18 protein-coding genes and 1 riboswitch are annotated in these 21838 nt (G+C 48.8%); of the genes, 10 read left to right on the top strand and 8 right to left on the bottom strand.

All coding sequences use genetic code 11. The annotated features are described in order from the left end of the window. Positions 1 to 76: 76 nt before the first annotated feature. Complete coding sequence (locus B7982_RS11265; RefSeq protein ID WP_369833099.1) at positions 77 to 2134, bottom strand: glutamine synthetase III; 2058 nt, start codon at positions 2132 to 2134, stop codon at positions 77 to 79. Positions 2135 to 2444: 310 nt separating this feature from the next. On the opposite strand from B7982_RS11265, the gene B7982_RS11270 reads away from it, so the two are divergent. Further along, the gene (locus B7982_RS11270) at positions 2445 to 3584 is read left to right on the top strand and encodes a sigma-54-dependent Fis family transcriptional regulator (RefSeq protein ID WP_088660833.1); all 1140 of its coding nucleotides are present in this window, start codon (positions 2445 to 2447) and stop codon (positions 3582 to 3584) included. A 49-nt stretch (positions 3585 to 3633) separates the two neighbouring features. Here B7982_RS11270 and B7982_RS11275 read toward each other — a convergent pair whose 3' ends face one another. After that, entirely contained in the window at positions 3634 to 4728 is a 1095-nt protein-coding gene (locus B7982_RS11275; RefSeq protein WP_088660834.1) for a hypothetical protein, read from the bottom strand. A gap of 67 nt (positions 4729 to 4795) precedes the next feature. Next, positions 4796 to 6853: a TonB-dependent receptor gene (locus B7982_RS11280; protein ID WP_158213005.1), complete on the bottom strand. Its 2058-nt coding sequence runs from the start codon at positions 6851 to 6853 to the stop codon at positions 4796 to 4798. A gap of 53 nt (positions 6854 to 6906) precedes the next feature. Beyond that, positions 6907 to 7100, bottom strand: a riboswitch (cobalamin riboswitch). Between the two features lie 107 nt (positions 7101 to 7207). On the opposite strand from B7982_RS11280, the gene B7982_RS11285 reads away from it, so the two are divergent. Together B7982_RS11285 and B7982_RS11290 are read left to right on the top strand one after the other, a co-directional pair. After that, positions 7208 to 8329, top strand: a complete 1122-nt coding sequence (locus B7982_RS11285) for a radical SAM protein (protein ID WP_088660836.1) — start codon at positions 7208 to 7210, stop codon at positions 8327 to 8329. 31 nt (positions 8330 to 8360) lie between these two features. Next, positions 8361 to 8585, top strand: coding sequence for a hypothetical protein (locus B7982_RS11290; protein ID WP_088660837.1), 225 nt, complete (start codon positions 8361 to 8363; stop codon positions 8583 to 8585). A 2-nt stretch (positions 8586 to 8587) separates the two neighbouring features. On the opposite strand, the gene B7982_RS11295 is transcribed toward B7982_RS11290, so the two are convergent. After that, positions 8588 to 9511 carry a DMT family transporter gene (locus tag B7982_RS11295; protein WP_088660838.1) on the bottom strand — a complete coding sequence of 308 codons (924 nt, stop codon included), beginning with the start codon at positions 9509 to 9511 and terminating at the stop codon, positions 8588 to 8590. Between the two features lie 31 nt (positions 9512 to 9542). Further along, positions 9543 to 10757, bottom strand: coding sequence for a hypothetical protein (locus B7982_RS11300; RefSeq protein WP_088660839.1), 1215 nt, complete (start codon positions 10755 to 10757; stop codon positions 9543 to 9545). Between the two features lie 204 nt (positions 10758 to 10961). Here B7982_RS11300 and B7982_RS11305 point away from each other — a divergent pair, with 204 nt between their 5' ends. After that, on the top strand, positions 10962 to 12239 hold the full coding sequence (locus tag B7982_RS11305) for an O-acetylhomoserine aminocarboxypropyltransferase/cysteine synthase family protein (RefSeq protein ID WP_014545857.1): 1278 nt from the start codon (positions 10962 to 10964) through the stop codon (positions 12237 to 12239). Positions 12240 to 12371: 132 nt separating this feature from the next. Beyond that, positions 12372 to 13370, top strand: a complete 999-nt coding sequence (locus B7982_RS11310) for a bile acid:sodium symporter family protein (RefSeq protein ID WP_088660840.1) — start codon at positions 12372 to 12374, stop codon at positions 13368 to 13370. Between the two features lie 172 nt (positions 13371 to 13542). Here B7982_RS11310 and B7982_RS11315 read toward each other — a convergent pair whose 3' ends face one another. The 3 genes from B7982_RS11315 to B7982_RS11325 all read right to left on the bottom strand — a co-directional run bounded on the left by B7982_RS11315 (position 13543) and on the right by B7982_RS11325 (position 16966). Continuing rightward, complete coding sequence (locus B7982_RS11315) at positions 13543 to 15207, bottom strand: putative transporter (protein WP_088660841.1); 1665 nt, start codon at positions 15205 to 15207, stop codon at positions 13543 to 13545. A 206-nt stretch (positions 15208 to 15413) separates the two neighbouring features. Then, on the bottom strand, positions 15414 to 16478 hold the full coding sequence (locus tag B7982_RS11320; protein ID WP_088660980.1) for an MBL fold metallo-hydrolase: 1065 nt from the start codon (positions 16476 to 16478) through the stop codon (positions 15414 to 15416). 32 nt (positions 16479 to 16510) lie between these two features. After that, on the bottom strand, positions 16511 to 16966 hold the full coding sequence (locus tag B7982_RS11325; protein WP_088660981.1) for a MerR family transcriptional regulator: 456 nt from the start codon (positions 16964 to 16966) through the stop codon (positions 16511 to 16513). Between the two features lie 238 nt (positions 16967 to 17204). On the opposite strand from B7982_RS11325, the gene B7982_RS11330 reads away from it, so the two are divergent. The 5 genes from B7982_RS11330 (at position 17205) to B7982_RS11350 (ending at position 21831) form a co-directional block, all read left to right on the top strand. After that, positions 17205 to 17753 carry an NUDIX domain-containing protein gene (locus B7982_RS11330; RefSeq protein ID WP_088660842.1) on the top strand — a complete coding sequence of 183 codons (549 nt, stop codon included), beginning with the start codon at positions 17205 to 17207 and terminating at the stop codon, positions 17751 to 17753. Positions 17754 to 17818: 65 nt separating this feature from the next. Further along, entirely contained in the window at positions 17819 to 18685 is an 867-nt protein-coding gene (locus B7982_RS11335) for a patatin family protein (RefSeq protein ID WP_088660843.1), read from the top strand. A 142-nt stretch (positions 18686 to 18827) separates the two neighbouring features. After that, complete coding sequence (locus B7982_RS11340) at positions 18828 to 19694, top strand: TIGR02147 family protein (RefSeq protein WP_014545866.1); 867 nt, start codon at positions 18828 to 18830, stop codon at positions 19692 to 19694. After that, a complete protein-coding gene (locus B7982_RS11345) occupies positions 19691 to 21028 on the top strand; it encodes a carboxypeptidase-like regulatory domain-containing protein (protein ID WP_088660844.1) in 1338 nt (445 codons plus the stop codon). Before B7982_RS11340 ends, B7982_RS11345 begins: the two co-directional genes overlap by 4 nt. After that, on the top strand, positions 21028 to 21831 hold the full coding sequence (locus B7982_RS11350) for an SAM-dependent methyltransferase (RefSeq protein WP_088660845.1): 804 nt from the start codon (positions 21028 to 21030) through the stop codon (positions 21829 to 21831). The genes B7982_RS11345 and B7982_RS11350 overlap by 1 nt, the downstream gene beginning before the upstream one ends. The last annotated feature ends 7 nt before the right edge of the window (positions 21832 to 21838 follow it).

The raw sequence follows: 21838 nt of genomic DNA on the forward strand, positions 1-21838 counted from the left end.
TAAAAAAAAATGCCGCATCAACTGCGGCACTTGTTACAGATCAATCATGATAAAATGTGCGGCCCGGCTGCATCTACTAATAAATAAACAGCATCTCGCGATACTTCGGCAGCGGCCAAAGTTCGTTCGGCACAATCTTTTCGAGGCCATCCACTTCCTTGCGGAGAGCGGCAATCGCATCGACAATGCCTTCGTGGAGTCCACCGAGCGATTTTTCCATTACGTCAATTGCAGTCGTCAAACGATTCAAGCCTTCGCCAAGTGATTTGGCGTAGCCGTCAAGACCCGGGAAGCCCTGGTTAAGGGCCATTTCGTTTGTCTTGAGCGCCTTGGAGTATGCTTCGACAACAGCAGGCAAAATGATGTTCTTCGCCATGTCACGAGCGATTTCGCCTTCGATGTGGATGCGCTTGTGGTAATCTTCCACATTCACTTCGTAACGGGAAACCATTTCGGCACGGTTCATCACGCCATACTTTTCGAAGAGCGCAATGTTTTCATCCTTCGTCAAAGCCTTGAGCGCTTCCATAGAAGTGCGGATGTTCGGGAGGCCACGCTTTTCAGCTTCCTTCACCCATTCTTCAGTGTAGCCGTTGCCATTGTAAAGAATGCGCTTGTGTTCTTTCACGATTTTTTGCAGAATCTTTTGCAGGCCCGTGTGGAAGTTCTTGTCATCAAGCTTTTCGAGCTGCTCAGAGATTATGTCGAAAGCTTCAGCGACAATCGTATTCAGAACAACGTTCGGTTCAGAGCAGCTCTGGCTTGAGCCCGGTGCGCGGAATTCAAACTTGTTGCCCGTAAATGCAAACGGCGAAGTTCTGTTGCGATCCGTAGCATCACGCGGAAGCGGCGGGAGCGTATCAGAGCCAAGCTTCATGGCACCCGCCTGCTTGCTGGACTTCGGCACGCCTTGTTCGAGCTGTTCAATCACGTCCGTGAGCTGATCGCCGAGGTAAATGGAGATGATTGCCGGAGGAGCTTCGTGAGCGCCAAGACGGTGATCGTTACCAGCACCTGCGCAAGTCATGCGGAGCAAATCAGCATGCGTATCGACAGCATACATGATGGCGCAAATGGCGGTGAGGAACACGGCGTTCTGATGCGGGTCCTTACCCGGATTGAGCAAATTGCCCTTGCCGTAAGAAAGACTCCAGTTGTTATGCTTGCCAGAACCGTTCACGCCTGCAAACGGCTTTTCGTGCAACAAGCAAACGAGACCGTAGCGGTCAGCCACATTGCGAAGCGTTTCCATCACAAGCATGTTGTGGTCGCAAGCAAGGTTCACTTCTTCAAAGAGCGGAGCAAGTTCGAACTGGGCCGGAGCCACTTCGTTGTGACGAGTCTTTGCCGGGATACCAAGCTTCCACAGTTCCTTTTCCACATCGTTCATAAAGTTCAAGATGCGGCTCGGGATGCTGCCAAAGTAATGGTCATTCATTTGTTGGTGCTTTGCAGGAGTAGCACCGAAAATCGTGCGACCGGCCTGATACAGGTCCGGGCGTTGCAGATAAAATCTCTTGTCGATGAGGAAGTATTCCTGTTCTGCGCCGAGCGTAACAGTCGTCTTCTTCGGACCGGCCTTGAAACAAGTCATGAGGCGGCGAGTCGACTTGGAAAGCGCTTGCAAGCTGCGGAGGAGCGGCGTCTTCTTGTCGAGAGCTTCACCGGTGTAGCTACAGAATGCAGTCGGGATGCAGAGCGTAGCACCATTGCCGTGACGCTTGATGAAAGCCGGAGAAGTCGGGTCCCAAGCGGTATAGCCGCGAGCCTCGAACGTGGAGCGCAAACCACCACTCGGGAAGCTCGAAGCGTCCGGTTCGCCCACAATCAAATTCTTGCCGCTGAAAGCCATAATGGCCTTGCCACCAGACGGTTCAATAAAGCTGTCGTGCTTTTCGGCCGTCGAACCCGTCAAAGGCTGGAACCAATGCGTAAAGTGCGTTGCACCGCGATCCATCGCCCAGCGCTTCATAGCATGAGCGACATCACCAGCGATGCTCGGATCAAGAGCCACGCCCTCGTCAATCGTTGCGAGCAATTTTTCGCAAATATCCTTCGGGAGGTAGGTGCGCATGGCATCGGCATTGAAAACGTCTTCGCCATAGAAATCGACATTCGCAGGAGCGGCAGGCATCACAGCACTCACCGGAGCAGTTGCGATATCGTAGATGGCCTTATTACGACTATTGTTCATTTTTCACCAGTCTTTTTATTGGTTTATCTCTGTTTGCATCAAAATTAGCAACGAAAATTGGCCTTTGCACCGTACAAAATCGCCTATTTTTTGCGCTTTTCATTACATTTTTGTAAAATTATATCACCTTATTACATTTTTGTAATACAAAATCGCAATTTATTACTATATTAAACACGTTCATCTCTCCTAGAGCTGCGTCGGGCTGCCGAAGGCTCGGCACAGCAACAGAGATTTTCCGAAATGCAAAATGGATATCGAAGCTCTTGAAAACACGACTTTCGCGGCCATCGTCGAGAAAATCCAAAAGGTTCGCAAGCGTGGCGAGCTTTTAGAGAGCATTCACGGGATTTTAAAGAAAAACTTCGAAACAGTCGAAGCGGAACACCAAATCGAATGCCAAAAAATTCGTAACGTCATTGAAGGCATTCCAGGCGAACTCATCGGCAACACGCGCGAAATGCGCGAAGTGAGCAAGCTCGTCCGCCAAATTGCCCCCACCGCAGCAACAGTTCTCATCCGCGGCAAGGCAGGCACCGGCAAGGAATACGTCGCCCGCAGCATTCACGAACTTTCGGAACGCAAAGATTCTCCGTTCGTAGCGCTAAACTGCGATGCCCTCACTGAAGGTGCGAACTCTTTTGAAAGCGAACTTTTCGGTTTTGAACGCGGAGCGTTCACAGGCGCTACCAACCGCCACATCGGCAAGGCCGAACAAGCTAACGGCGGCACGCTCTTTCTAGATGAAGTTGCCGACTTGCCGCTCCCCGCGCAAATCAAGCTATTGCAATTTATTCAGGAACAAAGTTTCAAGCGCCTCGGCAGCAACATTGAGCAGCGCTGCAACGTGCGCCTTATCGCAAGCACAGGCAAAAATCTCGAAGCCATGATGCAACATGGCACGTTCCGCGAAGACCTTTATTACCGCCTGAACATTTTCCAGATTTCACTCCCCGAGCTTATCCAGCGCAAGACGGATATTTTACTTTTAGCGGACCATTTCATCGAAAAGATGAATTACAAATACGGCAAGAAAATTTTGCGTTTAAGTTCGCCCGCCATCGACATGCTCATGAGCTACCATTGGCCAGGTAACGTGCGCGAACTCGAAAACTGCATCGAACACGCATGCCTTGCGACAACTGACGTCTGCATCAATGCCTACGACTTGCCGCCCACGCTGCAAACCGACGTAACTTCGGGCACTTCCGTACTCCCCGAAGGCAACAGCCCGCTTGCGACTCTGATGGACAGCTACGAGCGCGAAATTTTAAGCGAAGCGCTCCGCCGTCATGACGGCAACATGAGCGCCGCTGGGCGCGACCTTTCCGTAAGCCCGCGCATGATGCTATACAAAATAAGGCGGCTAGGAATAGCCGCCTCGAATTGACGCTTCGCGTCATCCTGAGCAACGCGAAGAATCCATTATTTCTCGTTAACTAGCGAACAATGGTAATGTTATACGGCGGAAGAACATCCTTTACCGCACTTTCAACCTTGTTGAGCTTATCATCTTCATAGGTATATACAGCATCATCATTACCAATATACAGAACACCATCAGCTTCATCATAAGCTAAAGAACCCGTGATATTGGAAACCCCCTTAATCGCCTTCACTTTCTTTTCGTTCAAATCAACTTCAGCAAGAGTAATTTTGCCCCAGCCCTCATAAACAGCTACATATGCCAAGCCATCCTTTGAGTCGAATGCCATCGCATAAACGCCACCACCAAGGCTCTTCCCATCAACAACTGCAGAAGATTTCTTCTTAGCCAAATCAACAACCTCGATACCATACATATCTGCAGTTGCATAATCACCCACAGAGCCTACATAAAGCTTGCCTTTAGCAAAGCCCATAACCTGCGGATTATTCTTTACGAGTTGCACCGTATCAAGCAATGAGCCATCTTCAAGCTTATACATAGCCAAAAGACCCGGAGTCGAATAGTCCATCTTGGAATAGCCATCGTCAGAAGGAGTCGAAGTATAACGCTGGAAAAGACCAAACAAAGTATCATTACGGGTTTCAAAGTCAACTAAGTGAGGAGATTGTCCCTTTTTAACCTCAAAGCCGTCGGTTTTGACGGTCTTCACAATCTTGCCATCCTTTACGGCAACTTTTATAAAATTGCTTACGCCTTCCAAGGCAACCCAAACTTCGTCCTTATTTGCCTTGACAACATCTTTGGGATTAGCAAGATCTTCCAAGCTCTTTTCCCATTTTTTCTCGTTAGTCGACGGATCAACAAGAATAAGATTATCCGTGCCCGAACCTTCAAGCACAAACAAATTTCCATCAACACCAACAATCTTGGAATCTTGATAGAATTCTACACTCTTCTTGGAAAGTTTTCCGTCTTCATCGATCCAACGGAGTTCGCCAGATTTTGCAGTCCATTCAGAAGTATAAACATAAACCGAGCCCTTGGATAGCGGCGTATCGTCATCAGCAGATGTTGCGTTATCCGAGCAGCCTTGCATATAGAATGCAAGAGTAGACCCAGCAAGGAGTGTTAGGAGTTTTTTCATTTTGTACCTCTTTATGTTTGCCACAGCAAAAGCATTACACGTTTTGCAAAGCCCTTACTGCGCGGGGTTAAAACCCCTGTGTTAATGTTAATTTGTATTCTCGCCCCGGAGTTGGAAACGGTGAATAAGTCGTTCGATAAATTTCATCCGTCAAGTTCCGAAGCGAAAACACGAGTCTAGTTTTGCTAAAAGGATTATAGCCCAATGACAAATGATGCAAATCCACAGCAGGTTGCTTTATGCGATTTGTTCTATCTTCAAAAATTCTTGTACGGTATTCCGAAGTCCATGTAAAATCAAAATGGTAAGGCAAATCAAATTTTGCTTCGGCATAATACGAACGTGCCGGCTCGTACGGGAGCATTTTTCCGTTATAATAAGGCTCACTACTTTCGTCTTCCGTCTTTTGGAAAGTCGCACGCAAAATTGCAGTAAACCACTTTTTAGGTTTACTTTCTAATTCAGCTTCTAAACCTCGAATATGCGATTTGCCAATGTTCAGAGGCTTCATAAAATTTCCACTGCTGACCCAATAAATCGCATTCTTTATACTCGTTTCAAAATACGTTGCTCGCAAAACCGTTTTACTTTTTGGAATCATATAGTAGCCCCCCACTTCAAAGCGGAGCGCAGATTCATCACAAAGATCCGTATTCGACACCACCCCAGGATAAACACCATAAAGTTCCATCAGCTGCGGTGCACGGAACAACCGACCAAAACTCAAACTGCCTCCATATCGAGAATCTGGCGCGTCATAACGCATAAAGCCTCGCCCCATAAAGGACACATCACGATCTTCAGCTGATGTCAATTTTTTTGACAGCACCGGCGATACATACTCTCCACCATGAATATCATCCTTAATAAAAAGTACCGCGCCTTCACCGCCCACCGACAGAGTCTTTAAAATGTTATACATAACATCACCCGAAACCGTCGTTGCATAGCGGGTCAAGTTCCAAGGCTTCGAAGAACCCCGCCCTTGATAATAGCTCATATCTAACGACAAACGCAAATTTGCTTCGATTTTTTCGCTAGAGTAATTTGCCAAAATTTCAGGAACGAGACTGTAACCCGCGGCTCCATACTTCAAAAAATCCGACGAGACATAGCCCAAGTGATCTAGTGGATAGTACGAATGCGAAACCGCCTTTTCAAAACGTCCCGTCAACGAAAGTTCCAGCCAAAGCCAATTCCAAAGTTGCGGCAATTCTGCTCGATAAACAGCCGACGCAAATTCGCCCTTGTAACCAGCTACTGATGTCTGATAGTCATCACGACCAGGATTACCACCCTCAGCTAAACTAAAGTTAAAGTTCAATGTCGAAAACACGCCATTGGCATGAAGTATGCGAGCTTTGAAAAGTCCAGAGTATTCCGTAAACTCCGCATTTCTGCGAGTATCCGTAAAATCATCTTCAAGATTAGAAGGTGTTTTGTTGTTACTGCTAAATTCGTAATCGTTGTCGCTGTGGCGCGCCGACAAAGAAGCACTTACCGAAGCGCTGTCCGTCAAACGTGAAAGCAACTGTGTCGAGGCTTCCCACGTGTTGTGGCTTCCATAGCTCAAGAGCACGCGTCCCGATTTTCTCTCGTCAGACGAGAGCACCGTTTCGGCAGGCCTGGAGCCTTTCGTGACAAAGTTGATTGCACCGCCAATACCGCGACCGCCAAACTTCGCCGGCACGCGGTCCTTGTAGACTTCAATCTTTTCGACCTGATTCAAGTCGATTGTTCCCAAGTCAACCGCACCGCCCGACGCATCGTTCAACGGAATTCCGTCGATGCACACGACAATGTTCTTTGCGGCTACCCCGCGGATGCTCACCGTCTGGAAACTCCCGACACCGCCCTGGCGGTAATACTGCACACCCGGGAGCGCGGCCAAGACTTCGGCCGCCGAAAGCCCACGGCCTTCCCAAGCTTCGGGCTTGACTTCGGCATAGCTCGAAGACGCCTGCAAGGGCTTTTCAACATCCGTCGTCGTAAAAACCGACGACTCGCCTAAATCTTGAATGAATTCTTCGGAAAACGAAAAAGCGCTCGCCAACAGCACGCCCGCACAAACGCGAACGCCCAAACGACCGTAAACACTACGGCATACAGTCAAACATCCACGCAAACGCGTGGCTATGCAAAGCGATGTCTTTCGCACCGTTTAACAACCTATGGCGCAAGGCGCCCTTTATGCCTTACAGTTCTTCTGGCTCGGGGATCACTCTACTTCCAGCCCCTTCACACCCGCCTTGCGGCAAGCATTGGTTTATGCTGGTTTCGTCCACCCTTACAGCGGCGAGACCGTTCCCGGCTTTCACGGGATTCTCTTATATCGAATCTTTGGCGATACGATACAGCGTTTTACCGCATAAGGCATTTTCATTGCCAAATATAGTAATAACGGCAAGGGCATGTAACAAATATTTTTCAATTCTACCTTACAAACAATCTTTTATAGTTTCCCGAGAAAGAGGATTTTATGAGAGCTTTATTAAGTTTAACAGAAAAATGTAACCTTAGATGCACCTATTGTTATTATAACGAGAGCCAAAACGAACGTTGCGCCGACATGAGCGACGAGGTCAGAGAAGCAAGCCTCCGTTACCTTTTAGACAAGACCATCGAATTTAAGCACGATTTTCTTTCAATCACATTCTTCGGAGGCGAGCCACTCCTAAGATTTGACGCTATTCAAAAAAGCGTTGATTTTCTCAAAGAACTTGTCGAAAGTCGCCGTTCTGAACATTCCAAAGGCTTTGCATTGATATTTGCCATAAACACGAATGGCACCTTATTAAATGACGAAGTTCTCGAATATTTCAAAAAAGAAAAATTCTCAATATACGTATCAATCGACGGCCCTGCATCACGACACAACATTTCAAGACGAACCGTAAACAACAAAGGGAGTTTCGAAGCTATAGCACCATTCATTCCCAAATTGGTCGAGCAAAATGCTTTCGTGATTTCAGTAATCAACCGGAACAATATTAAGGGATTAACCGATTCTGTCAAATGGCTTAAAGCGCAAGGTTTTAATCAAGTTCAAAATGCAGTTGATTTCGACGGGCATTGGACTTCTGAAGACATGGATGTGCTTGCAGCTGAATATACCAAACTTGCAGAACTATGGTACAACCTTAAAAAAGAGAAAAGCGATTTTTACATACAAACAATACAGGACCATATTCTGCTCCACGCCCTCAATCTAAAGGTAAAACATTGCTCCTGCGACATTCTTAAGGGATCTATCGGCATTGCCACAAATGGAAATGTCTTTCCGTGTAGCAGATTCATTTCTAGCAAGCCCAATGCACCCTACTTACTAGGCAACGTTCTAGACAAAGAAGATCACATATACGACAGTCCCGCCGCTCAAGAAGTCTACAAGTTTCTCGAAACCGAAAAAAAGGAATGCATCGGATGTGCAATCCAACATCGCTGCGCTGCACATGAATGTGGTTGTACCTCATTTTACACAACAGGAAGTCTATTTGGGGTTTCACCAGAAGTGTGCACCCACGAAAGAATTCTAAGCGCAATTTGCGATGAATTCGCCGTCAAGCTTCAAAATGAAGGTAAGGCGGAAGACATTCTATAAAATCTATTCACCTATACAACAAGGAGATAAAATGGATAAGAAAGAAATCAGCATCAACAAAGTCACCGCTGCAGCCGATTTGAAAAAATTGAATACAGCCGACGTCAATAGCCGCATCAAGCCGTTAGACGGCGACATTGCTCCGGGGTACATTCCGAAAGAACCGAAGGAACCCATCATCGATCCAAAGATAACAACCGGTGGCAAAACTCATCTGAGAGACGTAATCAAAGACAAGAACATTGGCAGAAGATAATTTTACTTTTTCCATTCCGCGAGCACCATGCCCGCAACAATGGCCGCTGCCCCCATAAGGGCGACGGCCGTTATTTTTTCGCCAAGCGCAATCACCGCTGTAATAATCGTCACGAGTGGAATTGCGTATATGTAATTGCTCGCCAAAACCGTCCCAAGTTGCTTTAAAACTTTATTCCAAATCAAGTAGCCAAACAGCGACGAGAAAACCGTGAGGCAAAGGAAGTTGAGCGACACGACAGGTTCCGCAAAGTTCTGCCACGGGACAGACTTATCCGTTTCGCCAAGCATAATGATTATTGACGAGAGCGCGCCATAGAAAAACATCTTTCGCGTGATAAACAACGTAGAATATTTTCCGTTGAGGGGCCGGACAATCAAGGAATAAATCGTCCACATGCATGCCGAACTGAACGCGAGCAAATCGCCAACCGGCGAAAGCTTCAGAATAAACTTTCCATTCAACACAACAAGCACCATCCCGATAAACGTAATCACGCACCCGAAAATTTGCCGTTTGCAAAGGCGTTCGCTTTTGTAAATGAGCCCGCCAAAAATCATCGTCAAAAGCGGATTCGTGCAGACAATCAACGAGACATTGCTCGACGGTGAAATCGTGAGCGCCGTATTCTCCGCCCAAAAGTAAAACGTGCACCCCGTGAGTCCGCACAAGCACAGAATCAACTCGTGCTTCCAGTTTTCGCAACGGAATTGTTTATGCGTCATAGCAAGCAGCAGCAAGTACGTCACCGTAAAGCGCAACGTAAAAATCTGCACCGCCGAGAAACCGTGATTCAAAAGCACCTTCGTGCTCACAAAACTCGTGCCCCAAAATGCAATCGTCCCTATGGCAAGCAAATGCCAAAGAGCAAGACCGCGCGAAGCGTTTGCAGAAGATTCGAGAGCTTTAATCGGAACCGGTTTCATCAACCGCAAAGATAGTTTTTTTCTAAAGCCGTCAATCTATAACGGTTGGTTCCCCATATCGCACAGGTTCCACACGATTTACATCTTTATTCGATAAAAGACAATCAATCGTTTCTCTCGTAGCTGTGCTAAGAATGACAGATCGATCCAATGCGGCATCCTCGCCTTTGCAAGTTTTCACAATTTCTTTGCAAGCATCCATTGAGACATCTTCCCAGCAGCCGACAACAATTTCAAGAGACACATCTTCAACAACCCAATGCGCCCCCGTGTAATCAAATTCCAGCTTTGTCGTATCATCAACACTGAACGTGTTATAAAACCCTACAATCAAGGAATCCATGGTGGCCTTTTGAATATCGCGAGCCCCCTTCATAAAGCAAATGCCCATGTCCAAACTTTCGGTATGGAGAGCAGAACAGCTTAGCGTTTCTACTCCGAAAGCTTCAAGAGATGCTCTTGCTTCTTTGTTCAACGAATAATCCGTAATAAGCCAAAAACGCCCTGCGGCTTGCGTCATAAGGGAATCATCGCCAAATCTTTTGACCACCGTTTTCTGATCTCGGGATTCCCAGACAATGCCTTCCGCCACCGTTTCATCCGCATCAAATGAGTTGTAGAATTCGTTAATCCGTGAATCGATAGCACTCTTCTGGACATCTTTTTCCGCCTTCATAAGGCAAAGACACATGTACCCCAAATCATCTCGGGAGGGACCATTATAGTCATACAGATAATACCGATAGCCTTCATAGCAACGTTGTCTGTAAATTCCAATATTTTCAAGGGATTCTGTTTCTTTTTGGTTTAGGGGATCCCTCATCACAAGCCAAAAACGCCCCGCGGCCTGAGTTTTAACAGAATCGATGTCAGACTTTTGGACAGCTGTTTTCTTGTCACCATTTCGAAAAACAATTCCTTCAAAACGAGATACCGATGAAGATGAAACAGCAGTACTAGATGTCCCCTCAACCTGACTACTTGAAGAAATCAAGTTTTCAGATGACAACGCATCACTCGAAGAAACCACACTGATCCCAGACATTTCGCTAGACGATTCGTTAAACGTTTCACTGCTAGAGGAAATCGCAACAAAAGCATCATTTATCGCAGCGGAGTCGTCACTACATGCGACAAGACAAAGTGCCAAAACACTTGAGCAAAAAATATTTCTCGAAAAGCGCATTTTTCTCCCTTTCTTTGTTCTTAATTTACAAAAAAAACGCGAAACACGACATCTTTTCATAAAATAAACGGCATTAAAAACAAAAGAAGCTGTTCAAAATACATTTCACAGCTATAACGTTTTTCTATTACTATCTATAACTTTTACCTAATTTAACCAATACTTTCTGTTTTTCCGCCATTTTTGGAAATCTTTTTACTAGACCACGTTATAGAATCTAACTATATTACACAACATAAAAATTTTATAAAGGATTCTAAAAAAATGTCCAAGATCGAAACTCTTTGCATTCAGGGCGGTTGGCAGCCGAAAAATGGCGAACCGCGCGTTCTCCCCATCTACCAGAGCACCACGTTCAAGTACGAAACCACCAACGACATGGCCGACTTGTTCGACCTGAAGGCTTCCGGCTACTTCTACACCCGTCTGCAGAACCCGACCAACGACGCCGTCGCCAACAAGATCGCCGCTCTCGAAGGTGGTGTGGCTGCTATGCTCACGAGTTCCGGTCAGGCAGCAAACTTCTACGCCGTTTTCAACATCTGCGAATCCGGCGACCACTTCATCAGCACTTCCGCTATTTACGGTGGTACGAGCAACCTCTTCTCCGTCACCATGAAGAAGCTCGGCATCGAATGCACGTTCGTTGACCAGGACGCTTCCGACGAAGAAATCGAAAAGGCTTTCCGCCCGAACACTAAGTGCGTCTTCGGCGAAACCGTCGCAAACCCGGCAGGCAAGGTCTTGGACCTCAAGCGCTTTGCTGATCTCGCCCACAAGCACGGCGTTCCGATGATCGTCGACAACACCTTCCCGACCCCGATTCTCTGCCGTCCGATTGAATTCGGCGTTGACATCGTGACCCACTCCACGACCAAGTACATGGATGGCCACGCCATGGCAGTCGGTGGCTGCATTGTCGATAGCGGCAACTTCGACTGGGAAGCAAACCACGACCGTTTCAAGGGCCTCACCGAACCGGATCCGAGCTACCACGGCCTCGCCTATACGAAGGCTTTCGGCAAGGGCGCTTACATCACGAAGGCAACCGCACAGCTCATGCGCGACTTCGGTTCTATCCAGTCTCCGCAGAACGCATTCCTTCTGAACGTCGGTCTCGAAACTTTGCACCTCCGCATGCCGCGCCACTGCGAAAACGCTCTCGCTTGCGCTAAGTTCCTCAAGAACCACCCGAAGGTCGCTTGGGTCAACTACGCTGGTCTCGAAGGCGACAAGTACTATGAACTCGCCCAGAAGCAGTTCAAGGGCGGCCTCCCGTGCGGCGTTCTCACGTTCGGCATCAAGGGCGGTCGTGAAAAGTCCATCCAGTTCATGGATAGTCTCAAGATGATCTGCATCGTGACCCACGTGGCCGACGCCCGTAGCTGCGTGCTGCACCCGGCAAGCCATACGCACCGTCAGCTCACCGACGAACAGCTCATCGAAGCAGGCGTTGCACCGGACCTCATCCGTTTCAGCGTCGGTATCGAAAATGTCGAAGACATTATCGCCGACCTCACGCAGGCACTTGAAAAAGTGTAATCTGCAACTGAGAAATCTGCGATTTCACAAGTAAATTCTGCACGGCACCGTAAAAACGGTGCCGTGTTTTTATTACCTAGCCACACCCCGCGTATATGCCTATATTTAAGCCACACAAAGAAGGATACAATCATGCTTAATTTAATCAAGGCTGTTAGCCGCTTTTTATCGACATACACATCGCTTTTCGTCATCGCATGTGCAGTCATCGCATTTTTCATCCCCACGCTTTTTGGCTGGGTTCACGGCAACACAAGCTCGATTATTCTCGGCATCATCATGCTCAGCATGGGCCTTACCATTACCATGGACGATGTCCGCAACTTGATGAAACGTCCTGGCGACATTTTCCTCGGCGCCGTCGCGCAATACACCATCATGCCGCTCGTCGCATTCACGCTCACGAAGCTCTTTGGACTTGACCCGTATTTGGCCATCGGCATCATTCTCGTCGGTTGCTGCCCGGGCGGCGTTTCAAGCAACGTTATGAGCTTCTTGGCTAAAGGCGACGTGACCTACTCCGTAAGCATGACCATGGCAAGCACACTTCTCGCTCCGCTCATGACCCCGCTTTTGGTCCTTTGGCTTGCAGACACAAGCATCGAAGTGAACGCCGTCGGCATGTTCCTCAACATCCTTTATGTGACCGTGTTCCCGATTGCAATCGGCTTCACCTGCAACTACTTCTTCGGCAAGCGCGCTGGCTTCAAGGAATTCCAGGCAAACATGCCCGCCGTGAGCGTTATCGGCCTTGCGTTAATCGTCGGTGGCGTTATCGTGACCGTCCGCCCGCAGCTTTTCGCGAACGGCGTTGGCCTTATCGCGCTCATCCTCGCTGTGGTGTTTTTGCATAACGGCCTCGGTTACGTGCTCGGCTACAATGTCGGTCGTTTGTTCAAATTCAACACCGCCAAGAAGCGCACCATCTCCATTGAAGTCGGCGTGCAGAATGCAGGCATGGCAACAGTCCTCGCCGGAGCATTCTTCGCCAACCCGGAGAATCTCGCGCTTCACCCGGAAGCCGCCCTCTGTGTCGTTCCATGCGCCATCAGCTGCGCCTACCATTCCATCAGCGGCACAATCCTCGCCGGCATCTACGCCCACATGGATAAGAAGAAAGTCAAAGCTTAATAGCGTTCGATAACGACAAATCATTTGAAAAGGGCGGCCCTTTCGAGCCGCCCTTTGTTATGACCAGGAAAACCAAAAACAGTTATCGTGCCGCGCGCATCTTGATATACATTCCGCTGCGATTCTCGACACGTTTCTCGCAACGCATCTTGAGAAGCATCTTGCCAACGTTCTAAGAGATTAGCAGTATCGCGAGGACTTGACCGCTCAAGATTCTCAGCAGCATCGTAAGCGGGTAGACAGATGCGTAACCAACGTTTGTCGCTTCAGAATTGCTGAGGCCGTTTGCGAATGCAAGTGCCGGAGGGTCTGTCGTCGCACCTGCAAGCACACCGCAAAGCGAGAGGTAATTGACCTTGAACACAGCCTTGCCAACAATCGCTACAATCATCAGCGGGAAGAACGTGATAATCGCCGAGAGCGCCATGTAGTAGAATCCGTCACCGTTCAAGAGCACATCGAAGAACTTGATGCCCGCATTGAGGCCCACGCAGCTGAGGAATATCGTAATACCGAGTTCACGAAGCATGAGGTTTGCGCTGTTCGCCATGAAGAAGTTGAGCGGGCCAATCTTACGTTTACGGCTAAGGATAATTGCGACAATCAGCGGGCCGCCAGCAAGGCCGAGCTTGAGCGGGGTCGGCATTCCAGGAATCGCCACCGGAATGCTACCGACAATCACGCCAATGAAAATGCCGAGGAATGCGGGGAGAATTTCCGGATGGTCAAGCGCCGTGAGCGAGTCACCCAATTCCTTTGCAGCAGCGGCAATGCTTTCCGGCGTACCGACAACGAGCAACTTATCTGCAAACTTCACACGGATATCGAGGCGCCCGGTAAACTTGAATCCACCACGCGTCACGCGGCTCACGGTCACGCCAAAGCGGTCATTGAGCGCAAGCTGCTGAATGCTCTTGCCAAGAATTTTCTTGTTCGTCACGAGAATCGTCTTGACCGCCAAATTCGACTTCTGGAGCGTAATCGGATTTTCTTGCTTTTCGCCAATAATCTTCTGCAAGCTTTCAATCGCGTCCGGCATACCGACGACATGCACCAAGTCATGGAGCTCAAGCGTCATATCGCCCTTCGGCATGTTAATCACCTGATCGCGAGCATGGCGCGTTACCACAGCACCCGAAGAGATGAGCCCCGGAATGTCCTTGATCTTGCAGCCCACAAGATTTACGTTATCCACACGGAGCGTGCAAGAGACAATTTCCTTGGACTGTTCTGCAATTTCTTTCTGGTATTCCGCAGCAGCGACTTCCGGCTTTTGCCTAAAGAACACGCGCACAAGAATCATCACGAGGATAATGCCAATCACGCCGAACGGGTAAGCCACCGCATAGCCAACGCCCGTGAGTGAAGCGTCCACGCCAGCCGCCGTCAGAGCAGAATTCGCAGCACCGAGCGAGGGCGTGTTCGTCACGGCTCCGCAAAGCATGCCAATCAGCACCGGCACGTTATCGTGCATGTTCGTCGTGAAGTAAATAAGAACGGTAGCAAGTACACCCAGGAGGACAATGCTCACCGCAAGAATGTTGAGCACCAGACCGTGTCGCTTTATGGAGTCAATAAAGCCCGGGCCTACTTGCATACCGATTGTATAGACAAAGAGGATGAGGCCAAATTCCTGCATAAAATGAAGAACGCTGGGCTCGATTCGCATTCCGATATGACCGAGAAGGATTCCTACGAAAAGAGCGCCAGCTCCCCCAAGGCTCACGCCTTTCACCTTGACCTTGCCCAGCATGATGCCGATGGCAGCCGTCAAGGATAGCGCGAGTACTTGTTGCCCTACGGAGGGCTTTGCAAACAGGTCAATTAGCCAGTCCATTTTATACACCTTCTTTTTTTCGCACCCAAATTTAGTTTAGGAGATTAATAATGACTAATAGATTATTCATATTAGATTAATAACGAAAAATGATAGATAACGCATTTGCACAATTTGCGCCCCTCCAGTTGCTAGTATTAATATAATTTTATCGCGCTACCAAAGGCAAACAAAAAGGTCTACCCCTTACAGATTCTCGGCAAAAACTACTCCAGATACACCACTTCGCCCATTTGCGGCATAAGCACAAGCTTTCCTGATTCCTGAGCGGCGCGTTTTGCGTTTTCGAGCGGTTCGAAATAAGAATGATAAGCCAAGCAGAACTTGGAATGGTGAACCGTCATGTAGCGGTCTGCATTCAAGTCCAGCATTTCTTTACTGAGCTGTTCGGGCAAGGCATGAATTTGGTTCCAATCTTCGTTGTACTGACCGTTTTCGAGAATGGCGAGGTCGATATCTGCAAATTTTTCACCAATCTTCTTGAAATGCTTGCCGTAACCGCTATCACCACCAATCCAAACAGTGCGTTTCGGAGTATTGAACACAAACGAGGACCACAGCGACTTATTCGGCCTTATCCCACGACCCGAAAAATGTCTAGCAGGTGTCGATGTCACCACAAACTTTGCATCCTCAGCCGCTTCCAAGTCAACAGTTTCCCACCAATCAAGTTCCACGAGTTTTTCGACAGGGTAACCCCAGTATTCAAAATGTTCTCCCACGCCAAGTCCCGTCACCACACGCTTTACGCGCGGTTCGAGTTCCTTCACGGCCTGATAATCCAGATGATCCCAGTGGTCGTGCGAAATCACCAGGTAATCGATATCCGGCATGTCGACAGGCTTGTAAACGTCTGTTCCCTTGAACATCTTGTTCACAAAGCTTACTGGCGAGCCCTGATAAAACACGGGATCCACAAGGATCTTTTTTCCGGATAAGTTCATCAGATACGAAGAATGTCCGAACCAGACAATCCAATCACGGTCCTGCGGTAGCGATTTTAAGTCCGTCTTGACAACCGTCAGCGCTGTATCGGGAACGGTTTGCGACCTTTTGCCGAACAAGAATTCAAGCGTCGTTTCAAACAAGTTCTTATCACCCGTCATCGTGACTGTATTTTCGTCATTCACGAACTTCTGGCCATCGTAATGTGGTGACTGCTTGATGCGTTCAAGGCGTTTACCTTGCGGAATACGCCCAAATTTCGCTTGGTTCAGGAACAGCACGCCAACGGTTCCCAAAATAAAAAGGGTCGAAAGTGCAATAATCATAATTTTCTTTTTCTTCGTTAATTTTTTCACGTCTAGCCTGTTACCTTGTCAAAATCGTCCGGTGATTCGAACAGTTTTTTCTTGAGTCGTAAAAGTTTCGGATTCTTGTCAGCGGCATCAAGGCTTCCCTGCTTGACGGCTTCCTCGTACAAGAGTTCCTTGAAGTGGATCTTGTTCAGCACCACCGTAAGGCGTTTCATTTCTTTTTCAACCGCCTCACAACGGCTTCGGAAAAGTTTCAATCGTTGCTGCAACGTAGAATCACCTTCGCGGTACCAGTCGATATACTGGCGGATTTCCTTGATTTGAAGCCCCGAATCCTTGAGGCATTCAATCATCGTCAACCATTGCAAATCCATATCGGAATAGGCTCGCATTCCGGATTTATTCTTTTGCACAAAAGGAAGCAGTCCCTCTTTTTCGTAATAGCGCAACGTATGCACAGAGAGACCCGTCTTCTTGACAACCTCACCGATAGAATAGCTCATTGCTTTACCCCCATGTACACCTCTTTCCTTGCCTATTTCACAATCGTTCTGCGCGGTATTGTCCATAGCCATTCATCCTTGGTTTAGATGTTCTCTAAAAATATAACATCTAGAGTTAGCTCTAGGTCAAGGTATTTTTTGAAAAAATTTGCGCTTAGAAAAATTTTCTCTTGCCGTCCACACATTTTCGTTCATTACTATATTATACTGCAACAAGTTTTTTTTCGGGCGGGTAGACATGGCAGAAGAGATGATTGACATTTTGAACAGCGACGGCACTCCAGCGGGGTATTCCCGCGGAAGGACAGAGGTCCATGCGAAGGGGCTTTGGCACCGCACCGTACACATTTGGGCATTCGATAAGAACGGTCGAATCGTTTTCCAGCAGAGGAGCCACCTCAAGGAGAACAACCCGAACTTGCTCGACACCAGTTGCGCAGGGCACATCACCGCAGGCGACAACAGCCGAAACGCAGCCATCCGCGAGCTCAGCGAAGAAATGGGCGTTCACAAGCGCCCCGAAGACCTGGAATACCTTTTCGAAGCGACTCACGAGAACGTTTTGAACAACAAAACGTATTTCGATAACGAATACTATGACACGTACAAGATAACGCTATCTGACGAAGAAGTGGAACATCTCGTTCCGCAGCCAGGTGAAGTGGACGACTTCATTTTGATGACGCGCGATGAATTTTTGGCCATGCTCGTTCAAAATCCCGAAAAATTCGTCAACCACCCCAAAGATTACGCCTGGATAAAATCATTACAAATTATGCAAAAATAAGTTTAAAGTAGTTAAATAGCCAAACTAATTAATGTAGATTAATAAGTCGGATTTGGGTTAATTTTATGAAGTACAAAAACACAGCCATTGTTGTCGAGGGCGGCGGTTTACGCGGGTCGTATGCCGGCGGAGTTCTTGACGTGCTCGCCGACAAAGAAATCAAGTTTGGCGGGGCCTGCGGCACATCGGCAGGCGCCACGCACCTGTGCAGTTTTCTCTCAGGACAAATCGGGCGCAACTTCCGCGTCGATACCGTGCACTCCAAGAGCCCGCGCTACATGAGCTTCAGGAACTTGCTTTTTACAGGCGACTACTTTGCTTTTGACTATTGCTACAAGCAAATTCCGTACAAAATTGACCCATTTGAATTTGACAAGTTCGCAGCCCAGTGCCAAGAGACCGAATTCCGCGTCTGCATGACAGACGTTGAAACCGGTCTTGCAGAATACCCGCGCATTTTGGACTACCGCAACGAAGACGACATGAACCGCATCCGCGCATCGGCTAGTCTCCCGATTTTAAGCAAGGTTGTCGAAATTCACGGGAGAAAGTTCCTGGATGGCGGCGTAGCCGACAGCATTCCGTTCGAGCCCATGTTCAAAAGCGGTTTTAAACGCGCCGTCGTGATCCTCACACGCCCGCTCGGCTACCGCAAAAAGGTCAACAAGGCTCTCCCGCTCGTCAAACTCGCGTTCCGCCACTACCCGAAATTCGTCGAAGCAGTCGCCACACGCCATATCCGCTACAACCAGGCACTCGACAGGCTCGCCAAACTCGAATCCGAGGGCAAAGTCTTCATCTACCGCCCGAGCCGACTCATCAAGATTTCGGACATCGAGAGCAACAAGAAGAAAATTGCGGAACTTTACGAGCTCGGTAAGGAAGATGCGCACAACAAAATGCCGGAATTGCTGAAATTTTTAGAAGGATAAGGCAGCCCCCCCCCTGCGTGCACCTTGCGTTTTTCGCGAAAAAACGGCAATTTACAACGCTCGTTGAAAATTTTACAACGCGAAGCCCATTTTCTCAACGCGTTTTCGCAACACGTCCCTATAATAATATAGATTATAGGGTATGCCTGAAGTATTAGATTACCTGGAATACCGCGAGTACCTTAAGGACTGGTTTGTCGAGACCAAGAAAGACAACCCGTTCACCTCGTACCGCTATCTCGGCCAGAAAACCGGCGTGGACCCGGCCTGGCTTGTTCGAGTTTTCCAAAAAGAAGGCCATCTGAACGAGAGCACCCTGCCCGTGTTCATCAGAATTTGCGGCCTAGACGATCGAAGGGCAGAGTATTTCAAGACCCTTTACAGGTTCAACAAGACCAAGGCAAAACAGACGCTTTCCGAGCTTTACTACAAGCTTTTGGAACTCCGTTCCCTTGAAACACGCGTACTTTCGGAACCGGAACTCGCCTACTTTGGCAGTTGGGCATGCGCCGCGCTCCGCGCCCTCATCGGCATTACAAAGGACACAAGCGATATCGCCGGTCTCGGCAAGCATTTGAATCCGCCCATTTCGCAGGATGACGCCCGCAATGCGCTCGGCATCTTGAAGCAGCTCGGTCTCGTCGTTCCGGACGGCACCGGCGGTTGGAACATCACCGACCAGATTATCAGTACTGGCGGCGAAGTCAAGAGTTCTGCAGTCCGCAGTTTCCACAGACACACAATGGAACTTGCGCAGGAATCGCTCGACCGTCACAAGCCCGAAGAACGCGACATTTCGAGCGTGGTATTCACCGCTGATGAATCCGACCTGCCCGAAATCAAGCACAAGATTGAAGAATTTCGCCGCGGCCTTCTGCAGTTTGCCCGCAAGAGCGAACGCGCCGACCGCGTTTATGCACTGAACATCGCTATGTACCCCCTCTCCGACAAGGTAGCCGACCCGGCAACAGGCCCTACCTCGCCCGAAAACAAAGGAGGTGCAAAATGATTTTCAAAAAGAAATTATATATTAAGGGTATGGACTTGAAGCAGAACAACAACAGACGCATGATTTCGCTGATTGCACCGCTTGCAATCGGGTTTTCGCTTTGCGCCTGCGGTGGTTCTGAAGTTGCAGGCGGCGGCCCGAGCGGCACAGAAGCAGGCAACGCCATTACTGCACAGATCCTTATCGCCAATGCACCTGCAGCAAATGCACGCGTCAAGCTCGTCGAGCACAACAGTCTCGACGGTCAAGGCTATACGGCTACCGCAGACTCAAACGGCTTTGTTTCTATCGAAAACGTCGCCATTGGCAACTACACGATGGAAGCCTCCCTTGATGAATCCGCACTCGCACTCCAGCTCCCTGTGGATGTCAAGGATACCGTAAGCGATGTTGAACTCGGTCAGCAGAATTTGCAGAAGTCCGTCTTTATCGGCGGTTCAATTACCGACTTTATTGACGACACGACTGAAAGCCTCAAAAACATGAACGGCTACGTCAAGTTCCGCGGTCTCGATCATTCTGCCGCCATCACGAACGGCAAGTTTGAAATCTTCGGTCTCCCGGCAGGTCATCTGAACATGGTGATTATCCCGACAGACACCGCCGACACGGTGAAGGTCTCTGTTGAAACGGATGCTGGCGATTCCGTCACGACGCTCAAGCCGAATACTCCGGAACCGGAAAAAGAGACTCTCCTCATTGAAGATTTTGAAGACGGGGACTTCTATCACCGCCTCGCTCCCGAATACACGAATTTCATATTCGGCTCTTATGGGGGTCAATGGGCGATAAACACCGATCCGGTATTTATAAACGATTCATCGAACCCAGCATCGTTCAAGATCACTCCGGCAGCATCATACGCAAATTTTGGTTCCCCATTCGTAGCCGTTATTCAAGATGATGGAAACGGAGGCAAGGAAGTCCACTTTACAATTGAGTTCCCGGATACATCCGCATACAAGCAGGCTAGCGCCATTGTCAAAGTGGATATCGGAAATACTGGTGTAAGCTACGACCTCTCCCCCATCGATACGATTGCATTTGAAGCATGGGGCCAAGGCACCGCAGATTTTGTAATTATTGATGCAACGCTCAAGGACGTCGACGCCTCGCTTGGTGGAGCAGCATTCACCATCGGCAAGACCTTCATGGAGCTCACGCAAGAGAAGAAGAAGTACAAGTTCGCACTTGCAGACATTGTGCCCAACGAAGAAACGCGCAAGAGCGCAACTACAATCGGTCTCGTATTCCACAGCGATGCAGAACTCCACTTCGACAATCTCGAGTTCATCGGCAATGACTTGCTGAACATCTGGAAATCGAACAAATAATGTCTGGAGCAAATTCCGTAACATCGAACCAAGAGACTCTGCATAAAGATCTTGAAGAAGTTGTCCGCAAATACGCGCGGACAACTTTTTTGCGTCCTATCGCAGACCACACACGAGAAGCATTTGCAGAAGTCGAAGAATTCGTACGGAAGTTCTACGAAGCAAGAAATGCCGACCCCGCAACAGGGTGCGGGATGACCGCGCCAGTCGCTGTCATTCTAGATTCCGGTTGCGGAACAGGCGAAAGCACGCTCCACATCGCTCGCCGCTTTCCGGGCATTCCCGTCATCGGGATAGACAAGTCCTGCGCCCGCCTGAACAAGGCAGGTAACCCATCGCAAACGGCGGGCGAAGACGTTCCCGCAAACGCATTCTGGATTCGCGCAGAACTGCTAGACTTTTGGCGTCTCGCATTAGATTACGTCAAAGCATGCAAGTGGACGATTCCGTACCATGCGGTTTATTACCCGAACCCGTGGCCAAAGCAAAGCGAAGCCACGAGACGTTTCCACATGCACCCAATTTTCCCGACGCTCCTTGCGCTCGGAAAAACGATTGAACTCCGCACGAACTGGGAAATCTACGCCCGAGAATTTGCCGAAGCCGCGAGAATTGCCGCGCAAGAACTTAATGGATCCCCTTCCTCGCTTCGCTCGGTCGAGGATGACAAAAGAGAAGACCACTCGGTGGCGGGAATGACAATTACCTGCGAGAGCTTCGACCCCAAAAAACCAGAAACGGCTTTCGAGCGCAAATACAAAGAAGCCCGCCAAAAACTATGGCGAGCATTCATCAGAAAGTAACGTTCCT

This window comes from Fibrobacter sp. UWB2, from assembly GCF_002210425.1.
Taxonomy (GTDB): domain Bacteria; phylum Fibrobacterota; class Fibrobacteria; order Fibrobacterales; family Fibrobacteraceae; genus Fibrobacter; species Fibrobacter elongatus.